Below are 21,488 nucleotides of genomic sequence, written 5' to 3' on the forward strand. Positions count from 1 at the left end.
GGACGATGGCTCACTCCAGCGCAGCATCCCCGCCCTTCAACCCCAACGTGCCAGGGCAACAACCACAGGCTCCCGATCACGAGTTGGTGCGCATCCACGTCCTGGCCCACCGCTTCTTTCAGGACCGCCTTGCCGCCAGCTGGGTGCCGCGCTACCTCCATCAACGGGGTTTCCCCGACGACGTGCTCACTCGATGGGGTGTGGGTTACGCGCCGGCCACCGGCACAGCGCTGCTCGCGTATCTACACCACACCCGTGGTATCAGCCTGGAATCCATCGAGCAGGCTGGCCTGGCCGCCCGGGATCGTAGCGGCAGGCTCATCGACCGTTTCCGCAACCGCCTCATGCTGCCCTACCGGGCCGCCAGTGGCTCCATCGTCGGCTTCGTTGGTCGCGCCCCGAGCAATGCTTCACCGACAACTCCGAAGTACCTCAACACCCCTGAGACGTCCATTTTCCACAAGGGCGCCATCTTGTTCGGCCTCTATGAAGGCCGAACCGTGCTGCGCAGCGGTGCCCGCCCCGCCATCGTTGAGGGCCCCCTGGACGTGCTGGCCAACACCGTGGCGGGGATTCCTGCGGTGTGTCCCGGAGGAACTGCGCTTACCTCTGCCCAGCTGACGGCACTGGCCGACGCGGCAGACGTGAGACGCACTGGGCTCGTGATCGCTTTCGACTCCGACCAAGCTGGGCAAAAGGCGCTGATTCGCACCTACGCGGACATCTACGCCGTCGCCTCCGATCCGGTCGCGGCTCGGTTTCCTGAGGGCAGCGATCCTGCGGATGTGCTCACACGACGCGGGGGCCCGGCTCTGGCCAGCATCATGGTCGACGAGGTTGTCCCCCTCGGCGATGCGGTCGTCGATGCGGTTCTCCGCGACCACCGCACCCTCCGTTTCAATGAAGAGCGCTTGATGGCCCTGCGCGCAGCCGCCCGGTTCGTGGTGAAACTCCCGCCCGAACAGGTCACTCGACAAGCTGGCCGTCTTATGCAGCTTCTCGATCTCCCCTCGGACATGGTGACCGAGGCGATCGTGGATGAGGTGCGCGACGCGGTTCAATCTGCCCCAAAAGCCGTCTCGCGTCCTCACGATCCACCGCACCAGGTTCGCAGAGGGCGCCAGCTGCATCCGCGTTTCCCGGCTCACCCGCACATCGGCTGGCGGGTACGACGGGGAGGCGGCCAGCCGTGCCGCCTCGACCAGCAAGACACGGCGTCGAACGTGATCTGTAGAGCCGAATCCTCGTACCGAGGGCACATGTACTGCCGCTTGCAATGACACAGGCTCAACCGGCCACGGCCCGTTTCCGCAGGTCGCGCTGCCCGGAGTGCGACCTTGTATCACTCTCCCGTCTGTGGGTCCGCTCCGCTGTCCGCCGTCTCGCCCTCCGCTGGGGAGGTCGCCACGCGCAGCGTCTGCCACCCGTCTTCGCCAGCCTCCACCCGCCAGGTCAGCGGCCATACCCGCTCCTCAGACGCGGCTGGCGCCACCCGCGCGCCGTTCAACTTCGCTTTGTCCAGCCCCGTCGCCCCCCTGAACTGCACGCCGCTGGTGAAGGTCACTCCCTGAAACCCGGGAGCGCTGGTGAAGGTCGCCTCCTGGAACAGGGCAGTGCTGGCGAACGTCGCCCCCAGGAAGCCGGCGGACCCGGTGAAGGTCGCCTTCCCAAACATGATGGGACTGAAGGTCGCCTCGTGGAACTCCGCTGCGCCACCGAAGGTAACCCCGCCAAACGAGGCGGAGCTGGTGAAAGTCGCCCCAACGAACCTGGCGGTACCCGTGAAGGTCGCCCCGCCGAACCTGGCAGAGCCGGTGAAGGTCGCCCCGCCGAAACTGACCTCCCTGGCGCGGCAGTGGATCAGCTCGAACCTGATGAGGGTGGCACCGGTGAGGTCGAGGTTGATGCCGTCCCAGTGGCCGGGGTTGGGGGCGCCGCGAGGCCGCCACCAGCGGCGTGGGGCTGTTGGGTCATAGCGAAGGTGCGCGGCCAGGATGCGCTGGGCGGTGAGGCGGACCTGACGTTCTTCATGCGGATCGCGTCCGGCTGGTGCGGAGACGCCAGCGATGGCGACGCGTGGTACAGCGGACTCGGCCGAGGGCAGTTCGTCTGGAGGCAGGGTGTAGGGCATGCGAAGGTAGGCGCAGATGACATCCACGATGGTCTGCCGTAGTGCCGGGGTGTCCTGAGCGAGGCGTTCCAGGGCGTATAGGCCGCCGAGGCGGACCGGGGCCTGGTCGTTGCCGAGCTGCTCAACCGCCTTCGTGTAGAGCTCGGTCACCCGGCGCTCGGCGGCGTCGTGGGTGGTGTGCGCGGCGGTCAGCTCCAGGTGCCGCTGGCGGCGTACGGCCAGTAGCAGTGTCACTGCGGCACCAACGCCGGCACCGGCCGCCAGTGCGGTCCGGACGGCCTCGATCCGGGTGGAGACTTGCTTGTCGATGTCCAGTTTGTCCACGTCCCGCAGCAGCCAGGCGCTGGTGCCCCAGACTGCTGCACCGACCAGGAGAGCAGCGGGAAGAGCCCACCACCACATCGAACGGGGCGGCCGCAGCTCGGGCGGACGCGTATACGGCTGGGGAGAGCGCCGGATGAAGCCCATGCTCCGATTCCACCTCGCCATTCACCTGTGCCGAGGCAAAATGCTCAACTCGTGATCGGACCTTCTTTGACCTGCGAAAACACCTCCCCTTCGGGGGCATAGCACCGACCCGAGTGGAGGTCCAACAAGTAACGTGAGCCGGAGTGGTCAGATCGGCACGCACGCCACCGAGCACCCCTCGCCTTCACTGACCTGATCGACGTCGAGGTGGCCGTCACCGCCTGGCGCAAGAGCCTGATGGCCGCCCGGCCGTCCCGCGACTATAACCAGGCGCTCGCCGAGCAGTCGGGGGGCGAGGTAAACGAGCCCTGCGTCCCCAAGGCCAACAGCGCAACTGGTATCGCTTCTGGTGATTCGCGGTGGGAGCAGACTGCCGAAGCTGCGGCGATCTCCGCTCTCTACGACGTGGTGTGGCCGCTGAAGGTAGGGGACGCCAAGTCGACGGGAATGTGAACCCGTCTTGGGCCGCTTATGATGTGCAGCAGACGCGTGGTCCTATTCCTGGGGCAGACCGTCTCGTGCGCGTCCGCCGGACAGGGGTACCGCCTTCAGTCCTCTCGGGGATTGACTGCCCGCCGGAGTCACGGGCGCGCACACCGATCTTGAACACGATGGGCCCTCTTCCCGTGGCTGTGGGGAGAGGGCCCTTTCGTGTCCCCGGGGAGGGATCACGTGATGAGAGCGCGGATACCAGGTTGCCATGGGGACGGCTTCGCACGGGTTGAATAGCCGGCGTGCTGCGGTCCCGCGGCGCCTGGCGGTGATGGCTTGGTTCTCTGTCGAGGAGATTAGAGACCTTTTCGCCGGCTGGTAACCCCCCTCAGGACTGTTTGCGCTGCTGGTGAAGCGATCCACTGAGTGGCGATTCAGGAGTTGCGAGACGAGTGAGGTGGGTGTGTTGACCCGGTTCGGGTTGGACTATAGTGTGATCATGCAATAAATAACCCTATATATTTTAGCGGTTATCTGGGGAGCGTCTTCGTTGTACGCCCCCTTCGGCACCGCTGGAACGGCAGCGGCAGCGGGAGCGGTCCCAACGCCCTGGCGTAGCCCCAGGAAATGGAGACACCTTGCTCGGCACGACCAAGCTGGCCCGGAAGCCTCGCCGACGCGGCTTCCTGCGGCGGCAGATTCGGCAGCTCCTCCAGCCGATCGATACGAAGCGCGTCCTGCGCGACGGGAAGGGCCATTCGCACATCTCGCAGCAGGACGGGCTCGCGCACCTCAACCGGATCTTCGGGTTCGGCAACTGGGACACTGACCTCCTCCGTCTCGACCTCGTGTTCGAGACGGAGCGGGTGAACAAGCCCGGCCGGTGGGACGTCTGCTACCGGGCGGTCGTCCGGCTGACGATCAAGGATCCGGACGGTAACGTCATGTGCCACTTCGAGAACGGCACCGCCGAGACCGCGATGAACCAGGTCCGGGGCGATGCCCACGAACTGGCCATGAAGTCGGCGATCTCCGTCGCGACGAAGCGCGCCGCGATCCCGCTCGGCGACCAGTTCGGCCTGTCGCTCTACAACAAGGGCCAGACCGATGCCCTGGTGCGCAGTACCCTCATCTGGCCCGAATCGACGCCCGAGGAGATGGCGGCCACGCAGGAGGCGCAAAGCAGCGAGGAGCAGGGCGACATCCAGGCGCACGTGCCCGAGCAGGTCTCGCTTGGCCACGATGAGGGCGACCGGCCGCTCAACGGCGACAGTGGTCCGTCGCTGCTATCGAAGATCATCATCGCCATCAGCGGGGCGACGTCGCTCGATCAGATGAACCATATCGGCAACCAGATCGACGCCGAGATCAAGGCGGGTCACATCAGTGCGCCGGACGAGCAGGCGATCGGCGCGGTCTTCATGCCGAAGCGTCAGGCGCTCGTCACTGAGCGCGACGCCGCCCACCAGGCCGAGTCGGCGCAGGCTGGCGAGCTTGCGGAGGTGGGCACGTGAACACCAACGACGTCAAGGCGGCGGGCTCTGTGCCCGATGACGTCAACGACAAGGAGCCCCTGCGCGGCGGCCGTCCCCGCCCGCAATCCGACGAGGCCAAAGAGTGCCGCCGAGGTTGTCCCGTTCGTAGGTGGTGCCTGGACGAGGCGATCGCCATGGGCGAGCGGAACACATTCCAGGGGCGACCTCGGCCCTGACGGACTCCGCACGGGGCGTCGGCGACGCCCCAGTCATGTCCGCGCCACCGCGCAGACACCCGCGTCACGCTCGGGATGCGCACCCCACTCGGGCGTGACCAGACAAAACGCGCCTCTGCTCTTCGCCGTTGGACGTCAGTCTCGCGACCTGTTCGCGCGCAGGTCCGGCAACCCGTACGAGACACCTCGGTCCCCCACCGAGAGAAAGACCCGCACATGCTGCTCACCCTCCGGAAGCGCCGCACCGCGGCCGTTTCCTCCGCGCCCAGGCCATTCGCCACGCCCTCCGATGAGGAGTTGGCCGGCCGGCTCGCGCACATCGCCGCCCCCGACGTCCCCGTCGGACGCCACCCCTACACACAGATGAACGCCCGATGAGCAACCTGTCCGAAGACTGGGCCATGTACTACGCGCCCGTCATCTCACCAACCGAGAAGCTCGTGCTGGTCGCGATGGCGCAGCGCACCCCCGACGACGGCACCACCTCCTACAAGTCGAAGAAGACGCTCGCCCAGGCGGCCATGTGCGACACCAAGACGGTGCAGAAGATGCAGGCCGCTCTACGCAAGCGCGGCATCATCGCCTCCGGGAACCAGTCCGCCGCCGCTCACATCCCGGCCAACCGGCGGCCGCACGTGTACGACCTCCAGATCCCCTACTCGTGGTTCTCCGACGCCCAGATGGCGCAGGTGAACGCCGAGCGGGCGACGCGCGGCCTGCCGCCGCTGACTCCGGCCGATCGGCCCAACCTGGCCCCGGCCCCGGCGCGTACCTCACGCAGCGACAAGGGCAAGTCCGCGCCGCAGCGCCGCCCCAAGTCACTCGGCCCCCGTCTCGACGACGACACTCCATCTGACCAGGGGGAACGCGTCTCGGATGCCAGGGGGGTTTCACAGCCCCCCCACGGCAGCGAAGCCAGGGGGGATTCTGAATCCCTGCCAGGGGGGATTAGCAAAGACTCCAGAGGGGTTTCTGAATCCCCCAACTCCTTTAAAGACAACTCCCCTACAAGAAACTCCCTCCACGATCCTCCTCCCGCCGTAGGCGCTCTACAGGTCGAGGAGGAGTCGGGACGCGCGGCCGTTCCGGCCGGAGCCGACAAGCCAGCGACAACGACCCACCTCGAACAGCGCCCGCCGGTGGCCCCAGCCGTCGCCGTGTTCGAGCAGCTGCCCGAGGAGCTGCGCCGCCGCATCAGCCGCGGAGCGTCCGGCAAGGTGATGGGTGCGATCCAGCGCGAGTTGGGCAACCGCAGCCCTGTCGAGGTGGTCGCGAGGATCGAGCGCCGTTGGGCGTGGTGGCAGCACAAGGGCGAGCGCGTCAACGACCCAGTCGCGGCCGCCATCACCCTGGTCCGTGCCCGGCTCTGCGCCAACGCGCGGTGCGAGGACGGCCAGGACGTCGACCACGGCGGGGACTGCTCGGCCTGCGAGGGCGGCAAGCGCCGCACCGACCGGCCGGCCCCCGCCCCGGCCACGCCGCATGCCGCCCCACCAGCGGCCGCCACGGCGACAACACCCAAGGGCACGCCGACGCCGCCCGCGTGGGAGGAACGCCGCGCCGAGCTGGATGAGCTGGCAGCCGCCCCGCCCACCGAGGAGAAGACCCGCGCGCAGCCCCAGAACGCCCCTGTAGAGCGCGGAGAGATCGCTAGCAAGGCGATCAAGGACCTCCGGGCATCCCTGCGCCCCAAGAAGCTCTCAGCGCGCGAGAAGGAGCTGCAGGCGGCCAAGCAGGTGTACTGCGAGTCGTGCGGCGCCGATCAAGGATTTTGGTGCCTTGATCGCGACCAGCAGGAGATGCCGCACCCGAGCCAGCTTCACCCCGCCCGGGTGCTGGCCGTCCGCGCAGGCAACCAGCCCGCCGAGCAACCCGACACCCAGGAGAACGCCGCGTGACCGCGACGGATGAACTCGAAGTCACCCGCCTCCGCGCGACCCTGGCCGAGCAGCGGCGCTCCATCCGCGTGCTCTGGCAGGAGCCCGGCCGAGCCGGCGCCAGCAGGAACCTGGTCTGGGCCTAGCTCGTACTCCTGGACGGGCCACCATCAACTTCTCACGCAGAAACCCCGACCGCTCGTGCTCGGGTCGGGGCTTCTGCGCGTCGCTACAGTTCTTGGGTGAACCAGTCTCCTGGGTAGAGGCTGATCTGGAGCGCGGTCTCCAACCGGGCCAAGGTCGCGACGTCGCAGTACACATCCCCGTACAGGACTCGGCTGATGGTGCGTTGCCCGAGCCCAGCCATGTCGGCGAGTGCCTGCTGGGACAGGCCACGCTCGCCGCGGGCCGCCTGCAGGCGTCGAGCGATCTCCTGGGCGTAGTGGGCTCCCGGAGGTGCGTCCGGCACGAGATCCGCTGTGGGCCAGTCGCCGCGGGCGATGTAGGTATTGGGAGCTTGGTCGTACCGCACCGACCCCTCCCACGCCCGTTCGTCTGCCGCCGCCTGCTCGTGCTGGCTCATCATTCCACCCAACTTTCAGCCATATATGGCTGATCAGTGTAGGGTCCTGCGCAGCGGGCCGGGTGAACGCCTTTTGCGACCCAGAAGCGTGAGTTCTGAGACCGAGAGCGAGCGGCCCGGCCCGCCCTCACCACCGGCGAAGGGAGCGCGCAAGTGCCACGGTTCTGGTGTGGCATCGACTGGTCGGAGACCTGGCACGACGTGGCAGTGATCGACGGCAAGGGCGCCCTGGTCGCCGAGACGCAAATCTTGGAGACGCCCGAAGGGCTCAAAGAACTGCTCCGATTGCTGTCCGGGCTCACCCCCTCGCACCGGCACTCCCGCAAGCACGTGCCCATCGCGATCGAGACCGGCCGCTCCCTTCTCGTCGCCGGGCTGCGCAGAGTCGGACAGCCGGTAATCGCCATCAACCCCACCGTCGTAGCCCGCTACCGCGGCCGGGTGAGCCCTGCCAAGAAGCGCAAGAGCGACAAAAGCGACGCCCTGCTCCTGGCCAACATCATCCGTACTGACGGCCACCTCCACCGGGCGCTGCCGGCCACCAGCGAGCAGGCTCTCGCCCTCACCGAACTGTCCCGCGCCCACCGTCACGCGGTGCGCGAGCAGCAGTACTACTTCCGCCGCCTGCGCAGTCAGCTGCGCGGCTACTACCCCGCGGCTCTCCAGGCGTGGGAAGACCTGCCCAAGAAGATCCTGCGCCCTGAAGCGCGCGCCCTCCTCCACCTCGCCCCCACCCCCGCCAAGGCCGCGAAGCTCACCCGCAGGCAGATCGCCGACACCTTGACGGCCGCCGGCCGCATCAGGCTGGTGAACCAGCAGGCCGAACGGCTCCACGAGGTGTTCCGGGCGCGGCAACTACGCCAGCCGCCAGCGGTGGAGGAGACCATGGGAGTCGCGATGCTCGCGACCCTCAACTTCCTCGACCATGCCGACCACCTCGTCCACACCCTCGACGCCGAAGCCACCGCCGTGTTCCTGTCCCACCCGCAGGCCAAGATCTACCTTTCTTTCCCCGGAGTCGGCCCCGTGATGGGCTCCCGGCTTCTCGCCGAGATCGGAGACGACCCAGAGCGGTTCGCCAGCCCGCGCGGCCTGAAGGCCTACGCCGGGGTCGCCCCGCTCACCTGGTCCAGCGGAGGCAGTCGGTCCGTCAGCCATCGCCGAGTCGCCAACAAGTTCCTGAAGGGGACCTGCCACCAGTGGGCCTTTTCCAGCCTGACCCGCTCCCCTGGTGCTCGGGCGCACTACGACCGGCGACGCGAGGCCGGCGACCGCTGGGCCGCCGCACTCCGGAATCTTGCAGGGCGGTTGCTGAGCTGCCTGCACTACTGCCTGCAGCATGACGTCCTCTACTCCGAGGAGATCGCCTTTCCACCCACAACCGCCGACGGATAGACCAGGGCAGCCGGGATGAGACCCCTCATCCCCCCCGGGCCTTGAGCCCTCCCAGAGCGGCGCCCGGCTGCCCCTTCCACCCCACCCAAACGTGTGGACGAGCAGACGGGCGGCCGGGGAGAACATCTGGGATCCACCCCGAGCCGAGAGCTCTTACGCGGGAGCGATGCCCGGCCGCCTCTCTGCCCGCCCACCATCCAGCGGGCATTGCCACCACGAAGGAGACCAGCATGACGATCACCCTGGACAATGACACCAGCGCCTGGCTGGAACAGCGCGCCGACACCATGAGGACCGGCTGTGCCGATATGCAGGCCGCGATCGAGTTGGGACTGTGGCGTGACGCGCTCGCCATCGAGCTGAGCCGCCTGCGGCTCTCCCTCGGCCAGGCCAGGTGCCTCACCGACGTCCTGACTGGCCACCTCATGTCCCCCGGCCTCGGACTTACGCCCGGCCTGGTCTACGCGGACTGCCGCGACGCATTCGGCAGCGCCGGCGGCTATCCGCCCGGCTACTTCGGCACGAAGTGGGGGATCGACGAACAGGCGCTACTCGATTACCTCGGTGCGCTCTCCCCCGTCGCGGACCACGCGCTCCTGGACGCGATCACTCGCTGGTGCGAGGTGGGTGGCGAAGCCAGCGTGGAGGGCTTCGCCACGGTGGGCCTCACCGTCGTACGCGATGCGACGCAATAGACGCCATCCCTTCATCAGAAAAGCCCCGCGTCGGCGGGGCTTTCGTCGTTTCACGCCTCGGGATCGTCCAGCGGGGCAAGGTCGTACTGCAGCATGTGGCGGTCGCCGGGGTAGATCTCGAACCGCATCCCGATGGGCCGCCGCCCGCAGAACAGGCACACTCGTTGCTCGAGTACGGGCGTCGCCCGGACGATGTCCAACAGGCCGGACTCTTCCCGAGTGGGCATCCGAGCAATCACCTCAGCAGTCCCCCTGATCGGCTTGATGCCGACCCGGACGAGGAGCAGCAGATCGGCGTGCTCCAGCGGAGCCGGCGACGCCAGTTCGGGCACCTGGTTGGTGATCGACCGGGCCCAGTAGGTCTCAAGGATGCTGCCGCCCACGACCCGTCTCCGGAAGACGCCCGGCTCGACAGGGGCGGGTTCCTCCAGCAGGGTCGGGGTCGCAACGAGCCCCACCTCCACCGTGGCGCCGAACTCCCGGTTGACGGTGTCGAGCTCTACTTCGCGCGTGCTGCGATCGTAGGCGCGCACGAAGGCCCCCTTCTTCGGGACCGTGACGGCCAGGCCCTCATCGACGATCTCTTGGATGGCCCGCTGCACCGTCACCCGCGACACCCCCCACAGGTCCTGAAGGTCGTTCTCGCTCGGCAGCTTCTCACCGGGCGTCCGTTTGCCGCTCAGGATCTCTGACCGCAGCCTCTTGGCGATCTCCTCGAAGGGGTGCCCTGCGGCCATGATCCATCCCATCGCTGTTGGTGGTGTGCCGACACCTAGGGTGCCAGCCCTTGGAGCCACCGGGATACCGGTCTTGGCTATCAACGTCAACAACCCCTTCTTGTCTATCTACACCTATCAAGGTAGCTTGTAAGGTGTAGATAGCCAAGATGCGATCGGAAGGGGCGAGGAGATGAGCGTTCTGATCCCCCCGCGCGAGCCGTGCCAGATGTGCCAGGGCGACAGCTCGATGACCTACTGCGGGGCGTTCATCGCCCGCTGCTGGGGCTGCTCCGGCACGGGGCAGACCCGCGACTGGCACGCGTTCCAGCTCGCCACCCTCCAGGCGTTCGCCCTCCTGGCCGCATCGGCGGCCGGCGGCGCGTTCGTCGCGTTCCTGAGCGGCAACCTTGATGCCCTCACCAACGCCATGGCCGCTTTCCTGGCGGTGACACCGTGACGTACGTGAAGGTCGAACAGCAGGAGCAGCCCGCCGAGCTCGATGACGAGGTCACGGTGGAGGAGCACGTGCCCGTCCCGGCCCCGGCCGAGGAGCCCGAGCCCATCACCGACGACGGCGCCATCTCCCCCGCGTTCGCGCCCGGCCGGACGCTCCTTGTGGGCGGTCTGGCCACGGCGACGCTGCTCGTCACCGGCCTCTACCAGCTCGCCGGAGTCGGCGGCCTGGTTGGCGGTGGTGCGGCCGTCGCCGGGGCGGGCGTCGCGTACGTGGCCCACCGCCGCGGTGGTCTTTTCCGTAACCAGCGCGGCCGTGTCCGCAGCGGCGGCGCGGGCGGGGACGCCAGCGGATCGGGCAGCACCCGCAAGGCCCGCCGCGCTGCCCGATCGAGCGGCGCGGACGCAACGCACCGAACTCCCGCAGGAGGCGGCCGTCGTTCCCGCAGGGGTTCGGGGGACGGTGGCCCGCTGAGGAACTTCCGATATCGGAAGCCTCACAGCAGGCGCGAGACCAGTGGAAACGGCACGTCGGCTGAGAACCGTCATGGATGGCGCGGCGGGCGGGAGCGGTTCCCCCGCACCCGTCAGACCGTTCGCGCCTGGGCGAACCGGCGCACCGGCCGCCTGTGGGACGGGCGGCGGCGGCTCTGGACCGGCGTGACCCGAGTGGCGGGCCACCTCAGTGCCTGGGACGCGACCACCCGGATCGGCCTGTACGCCCTGTTCACGCGACTGATCGCGCGGGCCCGCCGCCTCCTCGACAAGACCCCCGCCCCCGACGCCGAGGCCCCCACCGCCCAGCCCGAAGACGCACCGACCGGCCAGCCCGCAACCCCCAACCCGACGCAACAGATGAGGAGCCCCCGAATGACCCACGTCACCTATGCCGCCACCGGCGAGAACCCGCTCGTGCTCATGTCCGTCGAAATGCTCAATGCCGCCTCGCTGTACGACGTGCCCAAGATGATGACCGTCGCCGAGCACCTCGACGCGATGTACCAGGTGCCCGAGAACATTGCCCTCGCCTTCACTCGGATCGGGCAGCGACTCCAGGCGGCACACCCCATCCACCAGGTCGTCGTTCAGGACTTCGCCGAGGTCGTCAAGGGCATGGCCGCGGTCATCCCCGCTGCCAGGCAGCTCGCCGTCACCTTCCGCGGTGCCCACGCCGACGACATCGCCAGGCACGACGCTCCCCGCGTCAACGAGCACAAGTGGGACATCAACGCCTGACCCGTCCCGCCCGCTCTACCCCCGCGCACCAGCACAGAAGGAGAAGCACGTGGCCACCACCCCACAGCGCACCAACAACGGCAGGCAGCCGTCCGCGCTCCAGGGTGTCCTGTCGGCAGCCACCCAGGCGACCGCCGCCCTCGCGACGACGGCCGCCCTCGGCGACGCCTTCGACGTCAACCCGTTCTGGGGTGCTGCCGCGACCGTCGTGGCCGCGGGTGGAACCTTCATCGCCGACGCCGCCCACGGTGTCGCGCCTTCTGCCCTGCTGTACCGGCTCGGCTGCTGGTGCGCGGCCGGCTCCTGGCTCACCTGGACCCTGTTCACCAAGTTCTGGCAGATGGAGAGCTTCGCCTCACTCGGCATCGGCGCATTGGCCGCCGTCGTCGCCTCCCCGCTGGCCGTGCGCGAGCAGCAGCGGCAGGCAGTGGCAGCGGGCCGGGGCGCGCTCGTGCTGCGCTCCTCCGTACGCCTCGCCCAGGACTGGGAGCGGCGCGTCCTGGCCTGCTGCCAGATGAACGTCCAGATCGAGGAAGTCCGCTGGTGGCCCGGCCGGACCGGCTACGACCTACTCACGCGGCTCGTCACCCCCGGCCGGTCCCGCGCCGACCTGGAGCGCGGCGCCGACACCATGGCGACCAACGCCAAGCTGCCCAACGGCTGCGGCATCGAGGTCACCAAGGGCCCCGACCGGGGCTCGGCCTGGATGCGCGTCGGCATCGTCAACCGGCTCGCCGAGATCATCCCCTACCCGGAGGACTACACCCCGACCAGCTTCCTGGACCCGAAGTTCCTCGGCGAGTTCCGCGACGCCTCCCCCGTCGAGGTCGTCCTACGGCAGAAGGCCGGGCTCATCACCGGTCAGCGCGGCTCCGGCAAGACGCTGCTCCAGCACGTCCTCACTTCCGAGGTCGGCCGATCCCGCGACGCCATCGTGATCCACATCGACCTCAACGGCGGCGGCCTGTCGCAGCCGTGGCTCGACCCGTGGATCGAGGGCGAGATCGAGCGCTCTCCGCTGGGCTGGGCCGCCTCCAACATCGACGAGGCGCTGCAGGTGTCGCGGGCGATGCTCGCGATCGCCAAGGACCGCAAGCGCTCCACCCGCCGCATCAAGAAGGCAGCCAACTCCCAGCTCCTGCCGATCAGCGCCGACCTGCCCGCGTACGTGATCGTCGTGGACGAGTCGGCCGAGGCGATGGGCCAGTCCGCGGACCCGCGCTTCGCTGAGCTGCGGTCCAACCTGGCCGAGATCCAGCGGATCGGCCGCAACGAGGCGGTCGAAGTGCACTTCTCCGGCCTGCGCGCCACGCAGGACGTCATCCCCGTCAACGTCAAAAAGCAGTCCAGCCTGCGGATCGGCATGTACGTGCAGGACGCCGAGGAGATTGCCTACCTGTTCGGGTGGGGCAAGGGCCTGTCCCTGGAGGACCTGGACGGGCCGGGCTGCGGCTTCATCCAGTTCGACCAGGAGAAGCCGCGCCCCTTCAAGGCCCCGTTCATGGAGTTCCTGCAGATCACCCGCGCCGCCATCGCGATCTCCCGCATCCGGCCGGAGTTCGACCCGGCTGCCGAGCGGGCCGCCCGCTCGGCGATCGGGTCGGCGTTCGACACCCGGTTCGACCGGATGCGGGCCGCGTTCACCGAACTCGACGTTGACGACGACTACGAGGAGCAGGGGGAGGGCATGCTGCCCGCGGTCTACACGCCCGCGCCCGCGCCGGCCGTCGCGGGGCAGCGGGACTTCACGCTCGTCCTGGGCGGGAACATGGCCGACTGGCCGCACCCGTCCGAGATCGCCGCCGCGCTGGAAAACCGGGCCGTACCGGCCCAGGCGGTTGGTGTGCGGATCGCGCCCGGCGTAATGCCTGCCACCGACCAGGTTCCGGAGCTGATCCGCCGCGCCCTGGCGGTGTTCGACGCGGCCGGAGACGACCGTATCCACTCCGAGGATCTGGCGGCCGCGCTCGGCTTCCCCAGCAAGACCGAGTTGGCGGCTGCGCTCGCCCCGTTCGGCGTGACCACGCTGCCGAACGCGTTCGAGCGCAACGGTCATCGGCGGCGCGGCTACGCCCGCATCCACTTCGTGACTGCCACGCAGGGTGACCGGCAGGCGGGGGCGGGGGACGGCGGGGACCGGCCCGGCGGCCCCCACAACCCTCACGTGGGAGACCCCCACACCCCCACGCCCCCACACATGAGGGCCGCACACCAGCCTTGAACAGCGAAAACAGCGTCTCATGTGGGGGGTGTGCGACCCCCACACCCCTCCCCCAGACGCCTCGAAAACACCGCCTGACCCCTCCCTCTCCCAACTCCCACACCCCCACAAGCGCCCCGCTCAAGACCATCCGTTGAAGGTGACTTAAAGTGACGACTCCCCCGTTTGAAGAGACCCCCAAGCGCAAGCTGCACGAGGGCCACATCGCGGCCGTCCTGTTCGCCGTCATCGCGGGCGGCTACCTGCTCTACAACAGCGTGATCGCCTCCTACGAGGCGTTGGTGCAGCTCGCGACCCGCATCGGCGTGGCCGAGCCGTGGCGTGTGGCGCTGACCGGCGAGATATCGCTGCTGGTCATCGTGGTGTGGGACATCGTGTTCACCTGGTGCCGCTGGCAGGCGCCCGTCCTGCGGTGGATCGCCCGCGCGCTGACCGTGCTGTCCGTCGTCATCAACGCGGCCGCCGGCTGGCCCGACTTCCGAGCGATGCTGATCTTCCTCCCGGCACCCCTGGTCGTGCTCGGCATCGTGGAGTCGGTCCGCCACGTGCTGCTCAAGAAGCACGCCACCCGGGAGCCGATCCCATGGGCCCGCCGCTTCCACCACTACCAGGAGTCCCGGGAACTGCGCCGGTTCATGGTCAAGTGGGAGATCAGCAGCTACCGCCAAGCGCTGGAAATGCAGCAGCGGATCATGGCCGCCCGCAAGCGGCTGCAGGTGGCGCTTGGCCCGTTCTGGCGCGACAAGGCCGACGCTGACTTGGTCTGGATGCTGGACGACGCCGCCCCGGCGACGCTCGATCTGGCGCTGGCTCGGGTCGCTGAAATCTACGACGCGTTCCAGCAGGCCCGCGCTGAGTTGGCCGCTGACGACAGGGCCGAGAAGATCGCCGCGGCGCTGACTGACGCTGGCCCAGCGCCGGGCGGCGCTGACCCGGCGGCCAGTGCTGACGCTGCCTCGACGCCCAGCGCTGACCCGGCGGCGACCGCTGACCCGGGCCCCAGCGCTGGGCGCGAGGAGCGTCCGGCGCTGACCTCGCCCTCGCTCCCCCCGGACCCAGCGCCCAAGCGCAAGCCCAAGCCCGACCCCGGCGCGGGCGGCAAGAACAGCGAAACCGCAGGTAGGAGCAGCGGCAAGAAGGCGCGCGGCCGCGACCTGTGGGATGAGCGGATGGCCGCTGGCGGCCCGCCGCCGGAGACCGCCGAGCTTGTCGCGCACACCGGCGCTGGCGACTCCACCGCCCGCGCCTGGCGCGCTGAGTGGATGGCCGAGCTCGGCGACTCAGCGGTGGCCGCCATCCGGCCCAACGCCGACTCGGATGGCGAAGCCAGCGCCGAGACGGACGGCGACGAGGTCAGCGCCAGCGCTGGCCCGGCGCCCGCTGTCCCGACTCAGCGCCAGTCTGCCGCCGCCGAGACGAACGCTGACGGCCGATCAAGCGCTGACCCTGTCCCGGCGCCTAGCGCCGACTCTGGCGCTGGCTCCGATCACGTCAGCGCCGATCTCGGCTCTGACTCCAGCGCTGACCCCGACGCGCTGGGCGACATGTACGCCAGCGCCTCAGCGCGCTGACCCACCCTCAGAAAGGAAGCCTGTCATGCTCAACCTGTTCACCCGAAAGCACGCGCCCGTCCCCGTCGTCGAGCCCACCGACCCGGTGCCGATCGTCCGCCAGGTCCGCCCCGTCCGACCGGCGCCCGACATGCTGACCGTCCGCCGCACCGCGCTCCGCCTCGCCACCCAGAACCTCACCACCACGATGGCCAACCGAGCCGTTCGGGCGTACGACCGGGAGGACGGCTTGCCGCACGACGTCACGGTGGTCACCGAGTGGCTGGTCAAGGCACCCGACCGCGACGACTACGACACGCGTGTGCAGGCACTCGACACGCAGATCACGATCTACGGCGCCGCAGAGTATTGGGTGCACGGCACCCGGAGCGTGCGCGTACGCGCAGGCGAACACCTGGTCAGGAAGGCTCGGGCCATCTACCAGCAGCTCATCGCCGAGTAGGACCACAAGGAGAAGGGGCTGCACCCTCTGCGGGTGCAGCCCCTTCGTGATGTCTCGGTTAGGCAGGGTTCTGGACGACCCTCTTAAAGATCACCAAGCAGCCCAGGGAATACCGATCGAACTCCACCGACTCATCCTGCAACTCCACCGTCGGCGTGAACCCCGCGAACTCCCACCCCTGCGCGCCAAGCTCGTCGAACTGCTGCTGCAGCTTCGATCGTGTGATCTTGCTGCCAAGCCGCTTCATCTTGTATTCCCACACCGCGTTCCTCGCCTCTTGCTCATCCATCCGTCCAGAAAACCCCGAATCTGCCGTCTCACGCCACTGCCGCTACGACACGAACCGCCACCCCTGCGTTCTCCAGCGCGGCCCGCAGCCTGGCCAGGCTGCACCCCAGCTTCCGGCCGTCCTCCGGCCGCCCATCTCGCGCACCATCGCCACCAGCGCGGCCGTCTTCGGCAGGCGCCTGATGCCGTCCCGCTCCAGCGCGTTCTTCACCCGCCCCGCCGAACAGCCCAACTCCGCGGCCAAGCGACGGATCGAGCCTGCCCGGTCGTACGCCATCGCCAACTCCTCTCCCGCCGGAATCGGCTGGCGGTCGTACCCCAGGACACGCAGCTCCCGCCGTACGTGCCCCTCCGAGCACCCCGTCATGATGGCGATCGCCCCGGCCGGCCGCCCCTGCCCCGCGAGCATGGCCGCCCGGCTCCGATCGAACCGGCGCCGCCGCCCACCCGGTGGGCACCCACCAACCCCGCAGCGGCACCCCGGCCTCGGCCACGATGTAGCGGACCGGCTGCGCCGCCACCTTGTGCCGGGCGCGCAGCACGGTCACCCGCTCCCCCGCCACGTACCCGGCCACGAACTGGGCGGCACCGGCCGGGTCGATGCGCAACATGTCCCGCCATACCCACGTCTGCGGGTACGGCCGACGCCGGGCGGCAGCGAGAACCTTCAGACCGGCGAGATGGTCGTCCAGTTGAAGCTGGAGGCGCTCGACTCGGTCGAGGCGCCGGTGGGGGAGTTCTGGTTGCGTCGCATCCTGTACGTCGCGTTGGAGGATTCGACCACCCCTCACGGACCTGCCGCACGAGGACGGCCAGGTCGTCGTCACCTAGATGAGGTCGGGGGTGGACAGCGGGTCTGTGGCCGAGGCGGACAGGCGGAGCCGGTACATCGCCACGGCGTCCATCTATTGCCACCCCGGATAGCGTTAATGATCTTGTCGCACGTGTGCGACAAGATCATTTATCCGGCTCCGACGGGCTTCGTCATAGCCCCCTACCAGGGCCGAGGGCGCGGGTATGCTGGGTGTCGAACCAGTGATGAGGTTTGGAAGGGCTGCCGCTCCGATCCGGGACGGCAGCCTTTCTGTCTGCGTGGCACCGCTATTTGTCCGAGACCACGGCTCAACAACTCTCTAGGATGTCCTCGTGTGGGACTTCCCGCCGCCCCCTTTGCCGGCCGGAGTCGCCACCTCATCACTGGAAGGACATCCATGCACGTCACGTACCGCTCTGCGAGGTGGAGCCGGTGAGTCAACCGTCTGCCCCCGTCCAGCTCAACCGCGAGGAAGTCGAAGAGCAGCTCGCCATCCTGTGGAAGCTGATGGCACCCGAGGACCGCGCCTACTTGCAGGTGATCGTCGCCGCGATCGTGGCGAACGGTCAACCGATCAGGATCACTATCGGCAACCTGAAGGGCGGCGTCAACAAAACCACCACCGCGGTCTTCCTCGCCCTCCTGTTGGCCTTCACCGGGGAGAATGTCCTTCTGGTGGATGGCGACGGCACCAACAACTCCTGCCTGCTGTGGAAGCTCGGCGCGGGGGAGCATTGGCCGACCAACCTTCAGGTCATGGCCTGGGGGACACCGGACCTGGCCAAGCGCATCAAGGCGATGGAGGGTCAGTTCAAGCACCTCGTCGTGGACACCGGCCCCCAGCACAAGGGTGTCCTGGAGTCCGCGCTGTACGTGTCGGACACTCTTCTGATCCCGTGCCAGTCCACTCCTATGGACACCTCCCAGCTCGACCCGACGTTCGAGCTCGCCGCGAGGATCGACGCCATCAAGGAACTGGCCAGCGTCGTCATGTTCGCCCGCGCCAAGAAGCCCGGCGGTAAGGACACCCACCTCACCCGGAAGTCGTACGCGCGACTCGCGGAGAAGAACCGGCCGGTCCTGCCGATGCCCTTGTACGACAACGGCAAGTATGCCGAGGCGTTCCCCATCTTCCCTCGCGAGTGGGTCCAGTATCCCGAGGTCCTTGCCGAGATCGTCACGTTCGCCCTTGACCTGGACGAAGTGCCCGCGGACCCGAAGAAGGCTGCCGGCCGCGACGGAGGGAACTAGGTGGTGGAGACCGTGACCGAACCGAGTGAGCGCTCGTCCCCTCGGCGGCAGCGCACTGGGGGATCCCGCAGCGGAGAGGCCAAGGCCGACGAATCCTTCAACGCGTTGGACCGGGCGAAGGCTGAAATGGAGCGGCTCAACGCCACCGGCGGTGGGGGAGTGGGGGCCGGCGTTCTCGACACCTCGCCCGATTCCGTGCTCGTCGGTACCGTGCTGGGCGTGCCGCAGCCTGCGTTCCAGGTTCCGACCGGCCCGCAGTACGAGGACGCGCCTGATGCCGCTGACCCTCGCGACAAGCTGCTCCACTACGAGCGGATCATCAGAGGCGCCCAGGAGGCCCATGATGGCGCCGTAGACCGCGCTGAGCGGTATCTGACCCTCACTCAGGGGTTGGCGTTGGAGAAGGTCAAGAAGGGCGACCTGTGGGAGCTTCTGGGCTACAAGTCGTTCCAGGAGTACGTCGAGGACCGGCTGCACATGTCCCGGCAGCACGCGTACAAGATGATGCAGGCCGCCCCAGTCCACCGCGACCTTCCTCACGTGGCGAAGCTGACCTTCCGGCAGATCGCGATCCTGGCTCGCCTCCCGGACGCCGCCACGAGGCAGAGGGTATGGGGTCTGGTCGAGAAGTGGGATGACACCTCCCCTGCCGCACTGCAGAAGGCCGTTGACGAGCTGCACATGGTGCTGGGCCCCGAGAATCCTGCCCCCGCGCCCGACAGGCCGCGGAAGGAGTTGCTTCCCCGCTACACCAAGAGCGTGACACTGTGGCGCGACGATGCCGCGCTGGAGCAGCTCGCCCGGGACAATCCCGAGCAGGCCGAGGAGATGGCGACGGTGCTGGAGAACGCAGCCAAGCGGCTGCGGGCCCGCACGAACGGTTTGAAGGAGTAGGTGATCTTGTCGCACATGTGCGACAAGATCATCAGCGGGGCCCGCCACGGCGGGCCCTTCCTCGTTTCACCAGGCCGGGGGCGCCTGAACCCGCACGCAGTCCACCGCAGAGTCGAAGTCACTGAGACGCGGCACTGCCTTCATGGCCGTCCACGCCCCACCTGCGCCTGGTCTACCACCTGGCCAGTCGCAGCGAACGGCCGCCACGACGCGTCCGGCGCGAGCACCCACAAGCACGGCCCCGCCTCCCCGTCCCCGTCCACCTCGGGACGGCGCACGACCCGACCAGGCTTCCACTCGCCCACCTCACCAAGCACATCAGCCACAGCAGCCCCATACGCATCAATACCGCCGTCCGGCAGCGCAGGGCCGAGCACCCGGTTGGCGCCGATCAAAACCATGCGGCGCCCGTCTTGATCGGATGCGGGCTCCGACCACAGGACGATCGGGGGGCGCAGCGCCCGCCCGTACCGCTTATCGGTCGACGGGTCGAGCCTGGCCGCCGGTGGACGATCGTGAACGAGTCCCCGTCAAGTCTCCAGTCACGGGGTGCATCTCCAGTGGCCGACCAGGACCTCGATCAGAGGCTTCTGGTCGAGGCGCCAGCAATGCAGGCTCTTACTTAGCGTTTCCTTCAGAGCCTGGATTAGGCCAGGATGAAGATCTCGCTCACTCCCTGGCCGAGTGCAGTGACGTCCTGCCTGACCCCCACATCCACAGAACCGGGGTCAAAGACCACCGCAAGCCGGCCTCGCAAGTTCAGCCCGGTCAGCACGCTCCACATTCCGTTGGTGGCCAGTCCGGCGTTCAAGAGCTGGTAGGTCTGGCCGTTGTCGACGGTGTGATGGCCCCACAGCGTGACGATGGGCGCGCCGAACCCAAGCGCGGTGCCGACGCGGGCGTCGATCTGTGCGGTGGCGGTGGTCTTGTTCCAACTGGAGTTGTCGCCCTTGTGGGCCAGGCCGTGCTCGCGTGAGCCGATCTGGGCCAGGGTGTCCCAGCCGAGCGCCCGGATGCTCAGCCACTGCGCCTGAGTGGCCAGGGCTGGCGTGATCGCGGTCAGCTTGTTCGTTTGCGGGTCGGTCACCTGGTACTGGGCCAGGTCGCTGCCGAACCGTCCGCTGGCCACCTCGACCCGGTCCACGCCGGCGGCCTTGAGGTAGCTGTCGACGTGGTGCTTGGTGGCCAGCAGCGCCTTGGCGCGCATGGCCTTGATGCACGGTTGGGAGGAGCCGCAGCCGAGTTCGGGCACCACCACGCCGATGGCCAGGCGCTTGCCCGGCAGTGCCGCGCGCAGAGCCTTGGTGGCCCGAGCCAGGAATGTGATGACCTGTTCGCTGGAGGCGAAGCCGCTGTTGTAGCCGAGGTCCTCGGCGAACTTGACACCCCAGACGCCGGGCCGCTTGGCAGCGGCGATGAGGGACCGCAGCGCGGCCTGGAATTGGGCGTCGCCGGCCGTGTAGTCGTCTGCCAGGTCGGTTTCCACCCAGACGCGCAGCCCCGCGGTCTTGGCGGCGGAGATCGCTTCGGCAACGGTGTTCCCGTCCGGCGCGGTTGCGGCCGGACGGTTGGGGGCGGTCGAGGTGGCAGCCGGTTCGGAGGTCACCGTGGGCACCGCAGGTATGGCGGCTTGGGTCGGGTCCTGGGCAGGCCTCACGGCGGTGTCGGCCGGGTTGCCATCCGGGGTGAGCGTCGCGATGTCGAAGGACTCAGGGGGCGGCGTCGCCGCCGGGGTTGTGGCGGAGGGCGAGGCGGACGCCCCGGCAGTCGGGGGCGTCTTTCGGACGACCTTCTTGCCGTTGACGTACCGCTCGTAGGTGACCTTGCCAGTGACGCCGTTGGTGCACTGGTGCCAGCCGCTGGGCGCAAGCTGTTTGCAGAACGTGGTGCCGCCTTTACAGCGAGGCGTTTTGGAGAGGTCGGTCGGCTGGTTGCAGCGGACGTATTGGGCTGGCAGCGGTCGGGCGCGTTCGAGGTTCGCGCCGTTGTCAGCCATCCAGAACGCGGCCACCCCGGCGGCGTCCTGAGGTGGGGTCAGCCACCGGCACACCACGTATGTGGGGGTGTCGGCCGCCAACATGTTGCGGCAGGAGCCGCCGCTCTTGGCGTTGACGGACTGTTCGGGAGTTGACGCGGGCCCGGCGCCGGGCCCGGTGCCGGGGATGAGGCCGGGATCGGCAACCGCGACAACCGGCACGAGGAGAGTCAGGGAGATGATCGTTCCGGCGGCGGCGGCGCGCCGCTCCCGCGGAGTGATACTGCTGAGGAACTGTTTCACGTTCTTCCTCTTCCAGGGGTGGCGGGGCG

The 21,488-nt window shown here is 68.5% G+C and carries 20 protein-coding genes; 14 read left to right on the top strand and 6 right to left on the bottom strand.

The genetic code is table 11. From position 1 onward, the window contains the following. The first annotated feature begins 86 nt into the window (after positions 1–86). Complete coding sequence (locus ACWDRB_RS47425; protein ID WP_449905605.1) at positions 87–1,280, top strand: toprim domain-containing protein; 1,194 nt, start codon at positions 87–89, stop codon at positions 1,278–1,280. A 62-nt stretch (positions 1,281–1,342) separates the two neighbouring features. Here ACWDRB_RS47425 and ACWDRB_RS47430 read toward each other — a convergent pair whose 3' ends face one another. Continuing rightward, entirely contained in the window at positions 1,343–2,599 is a 1,257-nt protein-coding gene (locus ACWDRB_RS47430; protein WP_449905607.1) for a pentapeptide repeat-containing protein, read from the bottom strand. 207 nt (positions 2,600–2,806) lie between these two features. Between ACWDRB_RS47430 and ACWDRB_RS47435 the strand changes: the two genes are divergently transcribed. From ACWDRB_RS47435 to ACWDRB_RS47450, 4 genes are all read left to right on the top strand, one after another. Then, positions 2,807–3,052 carry a hypothetical protein gene (locus ACWDRB_RS47435; protein WP_449905609.1) on the top strand — a complete coding sequence of 82 codons (246 nt, stop codon included), beginning with the start codon at positions 2,807–2,809 and terminating at the stop codon, positions 3,050–3,052. Between the two features lie 617 nt (positions 3,053–3,669). Next, positions 3,670–4,545: a Rad52/Rad22 family DNA repair protein gene (locus ACWDRB_RS47440; RefSeq protein WP_449905611.1), complete on the top strand. Its 876-nt coding sequence runs from the start codon at positions 3,670–3,672 to the stop codon at positions 4,543–4,545. 571 nt (positions 4,546–5,116) lie between these two features. After that, complete coding sequence (locus ACWDRB_RS47445; RefSeq protein WP_449905613.1) at positions 5,117–6,640, top strand: hypothetical protein; 1,524 nt, start codon at positions 5,117–5,119, stop codon at positions 6,638–6,640. Next, complete coding sequence (locus ACWDRB_RS47450) at positions 6,637–6,765, top strand: hypothetical protein (RefSeq protein WP_449905615.1); 129 nt, start codon at positions 6,637–6,639, stop codon at positions 6,763–6,765. The genes ACWDRB_RS47445 and ACWDRB_RS47450 overlap by 4 nt, the downstream gene beginning before the upstream one ends. A gap of 83 nt (positions 6,766–6,848) precedes the next feature. Here ACWDRB_RS47450 and ACWDRB_RS47455 read toward each other — a convergent pair whose 3' ends face one another. Beyond that, positions 6,849–7,205, bottom strand: a complete 357-nt coding sequence (locus ACWDRB_RS47455) for a helix-turn-helix domain-containing protein (protein ID WP_449905617.1) — start codon at positions 7,203–7,205, stop codon at positions 6,849–6,851. 150 nt (positions 7,206–7,355) lie between these two features. Between ACWDRB_RS47455 and ACWDRB_RS47460 the strand changes: the two genes are divergently transcribed. Beyond that, positions 7,356–8,597: an IS110 family transposase gene (locus tag ACWDRB_RS47460; RefSeq protein WP_449905619.1), complete on the top strand. Its 1,242-nt coding sequence runs from the start codon at positions 7,356–7,358 to the stop codon at positions 8,595–8,597. Between the two features lie 230 nt (positions 8,598–8,827). Next, the gene (locus ACWDRB_RS47465) at positions 8,828–9,292 is read left to right on the top strand and encodes a hypothetical protein (protein ID WP_449905621.1); all 465 of its coding nucleotides are present in this window, start codon (positions 8,828–8,830) and stop codon (positions 9,290–9,292) included. A 50-nt stretch (positions 9,293–9,342) separates the two neighbouring features. On the opposite strand, the gene ACWDRB_RS47470 is transcribed toward ACWDRB_RS47465, so the two are convergent. Then, complete coding sequence (locus ACWDRB_RS47470) at positions 9,343–10,029, bottom strand: GntR family transcriptional regulator (RefSeq protein ID WP_449905623.1); 687 nt, start codon at positions 10,027–10,029, stop codon at positions 9,343–9,345. Positions 10,030–10,201: 172 nt separating this feature from the next. Between ACWDRB_RS47470 and ACWDRB_RS47475 the strand changes: the two genes are divergently transcribed. The 5 genes from ACWDRB_RS47475 to ACWDRB_RS47495 all read left to right on the top strand — a co-directional run bounded on the left by ACWDRB_RS47475 (position 10,202) and on the right by ACWDRB_RS47495 (position 15,934). After that, entirely contained in the window at positions 10,202–10,468 is a 267-nt protein-coding gene (locus ACWDRB_RS47475; protein WP_449905625.1) for a hypothetical protein, read from the top strand. Beyond that, the gene (locus tag ACWDRB_RS47480) at positions 10,465–11,700 is read left to right on the top strand and encodes a hypothetical protein (RefSeq protein ID WP_449905627.1); all 1,236 of its coding nucleotides are present in this window, start codon (positions 10,465–10,467) and stop codon (positions 11,698–11,700) included. Before ACWDRB_RS47475 ends, ACWDRB_RS47480 begins: the two co-directional genes overlap by 4 nt. Positions 11,701–11,749: 49 nt before the next feature. Then, positions 11,750–13,921, top strand: a complete 2,172-nt coding sequence (locus ACWDRB_RS47485) for a hypothetical protein (RefSeq protein WP_449905629.1) — start codon at positions 11,750–11,752, stop codon at positions 13,919–13,921. A 149-nt stretch (positions 13,922–14,070) separates the two neighbouring features. Further along, positions 14,071–15,492, top strand: coding sequence for a hypothetical protein (locus ACWDRB_RS47490; protein WP_449905631.1), 1,422 nt, complete (start codon positions 14,071–14,073; stop codon positions 15,490–15,492). Positions 15,493–15,517: 25 nt separating this feature from the next. Then, positions 15,518–15,934: a hypothetical protein gene (locus ACWDRB_RS47495; protein WP_449905633.1), complete on the top strand. Its 417-nt coding sequence runs from the start codon at positions 15,518–15,520 to the stop codon at positions 15,932–15,934. Positions 15,935–15,992: 58 nt separating this feature from the next. Here the strand turns inward: ACWDRB_RS47495 and ACWDRB_RS47500 are convergent, their stop codons facing one another. Both ACWDRB_RS47500 and ACWDRB_RS47505 read right to left on the bottom strand, forming a co-directional pair. Next, the gene (locus ACWDRB_RS47500) at positions 15,993–16,223 is read right to left on the bottom strand and encodes a hypothetical protein (protein ID WP_449905635.1); all 231 of its coding nucleotides are present in this window, start codon (positions 16,221–16,223) and stop codon (positions 15,993–15,995) included. A 42-nt stretch (positions 16,224–16,265) separates the two neighbouring features. Next, positions 16,266–16,631, bottom strand: a complete 366-nt coding sequence (locus ACWDRB_RS47505) for a helix-turn-helix domain-containing protein (RefSeq protein WP_449905637.1) — start codon at positions 16,629–16,631, stop codon at positions 16,266–16,268. A gap of 837 nt (positions 16,632–17,468) precedes the next feature. On the opposite strand from ACWDRB_RS47505, the gene ACWDRB_RS47510 reads away from it, so the two are divergent. Together ACWDRB_RS47510 and ACWDRB_RS47515 are read left to right on the top strand one after the other, a co-directional pair. Continuing rightward, the gene (locus tag ACWDRB_RS47510) at positions 17,469–18,287 is read left to right on the top strand and encodes an AAA family ATPase (protein WP_449905639.1); all 819 of its coding nucleotides are present in this window, start codon (positions 17,469–17,471) and stop codon (positions 18,285–18,287) included. Further along, positions 18,288–19,181 (top strand): hypothetical protein, encoded by an 894-nt coding sequence (locus ACWDRB_RS47515; protein ID WP_449905641.1) that lies wholly within the window; start codon positions 18,288–18,290, stop codon positions 19,179–19,181. It begins immediately after the preceding gene. A gap of 646 nt (positions 19,182–19,827) precedes the next feature. On the opposite strand, the gene ACWDRB_RS47520 is transcribed toward ACWDRB_RS47515, so the two are convergent. Next, positions 19,828–21,459 (bottom strand): hypothetical protein, encoded by a 1,632-nt coding sequence (locus ACWDRB_RS47520; protein WP_449905643.1) that lies wholly within the window; start codon positions 21,457–21,459, stop codon positions 19,828–19,830. Between the last annotated feature and the right edge of the window lie 29 nt (positions 21,460–21,488).

The organism is Nonomuraea sp. NPDC003707, assembly GCF_053587055.1.

Bases quoted from the DNA above. Each gene is read 5' to 3' on its own strand.
- ACWDRB_RS47430 (WP_449905607.1), bottom strand. From the start codon at position 2,599: ATGGGCTTCATCCGGCGCTCTCCCCAGCCGTATACGCGTCCGCCCGAG.
- ACWDRB_RS47445 (WP_449905613.1), top strand. From the start codon at position 5,117: ATGAGCAACCTGTCCGAAGACTGGGCCATGTACTACGCGCCCGTCATC.
- ACWDRB_RS47455 (WP_449905617.1), bottom strand. From the start codon at position 7,205: ATGATGAGCCAGCACGAGCAGGCGGCGGCAGACGAACGGGCGTGGGAG.
- ACWDRB_RS47465 (WP_449905621.1), top strand. From the start codon at position 8,828: ATGACGATCACCCTGGACAATGACACCAGCGCCTGGCTGGAACAGCGC.
- ACWDRB_RS47470 (WP_449905623.1), bottom strand. From the start codon at position 10,029: ATGGCCGCAGGGCACCCCTTCGAGGAGATCGCCAAGAGGCTGCGGTCA.
- ACWDRB_RS47475 (WP_449905625.1), top strand. From the start codon at position 10,202: ATGAGCGTTCTGATCCCCCCGCGCGAGCCGTGCCAGATGTGCCAGGGC.
- ACWDRB_RS47495 (WP_449905633.1), top strand. From the start codon at position 15,518: ATGCTCAACCTGTTCACCCGAAAGCACGCGCCCGTCCCCGTCGTCGAG.
- ACWDRB_RS47500 (WP_449905635.1), bottom strand. From the start codon at position 16,223: ATGGATGAGCAAGAGGCGAGGAACGCGGTGTGGGAATACAAGATGAAG.
- ACWDRB_RS47505 (WP_449905637.1), bottom strand. From the start codon at position 16,631: ATGCTCGCGGGGCAGGGGCGGCCGGCCGGGGCGATCGCCATCATGACG.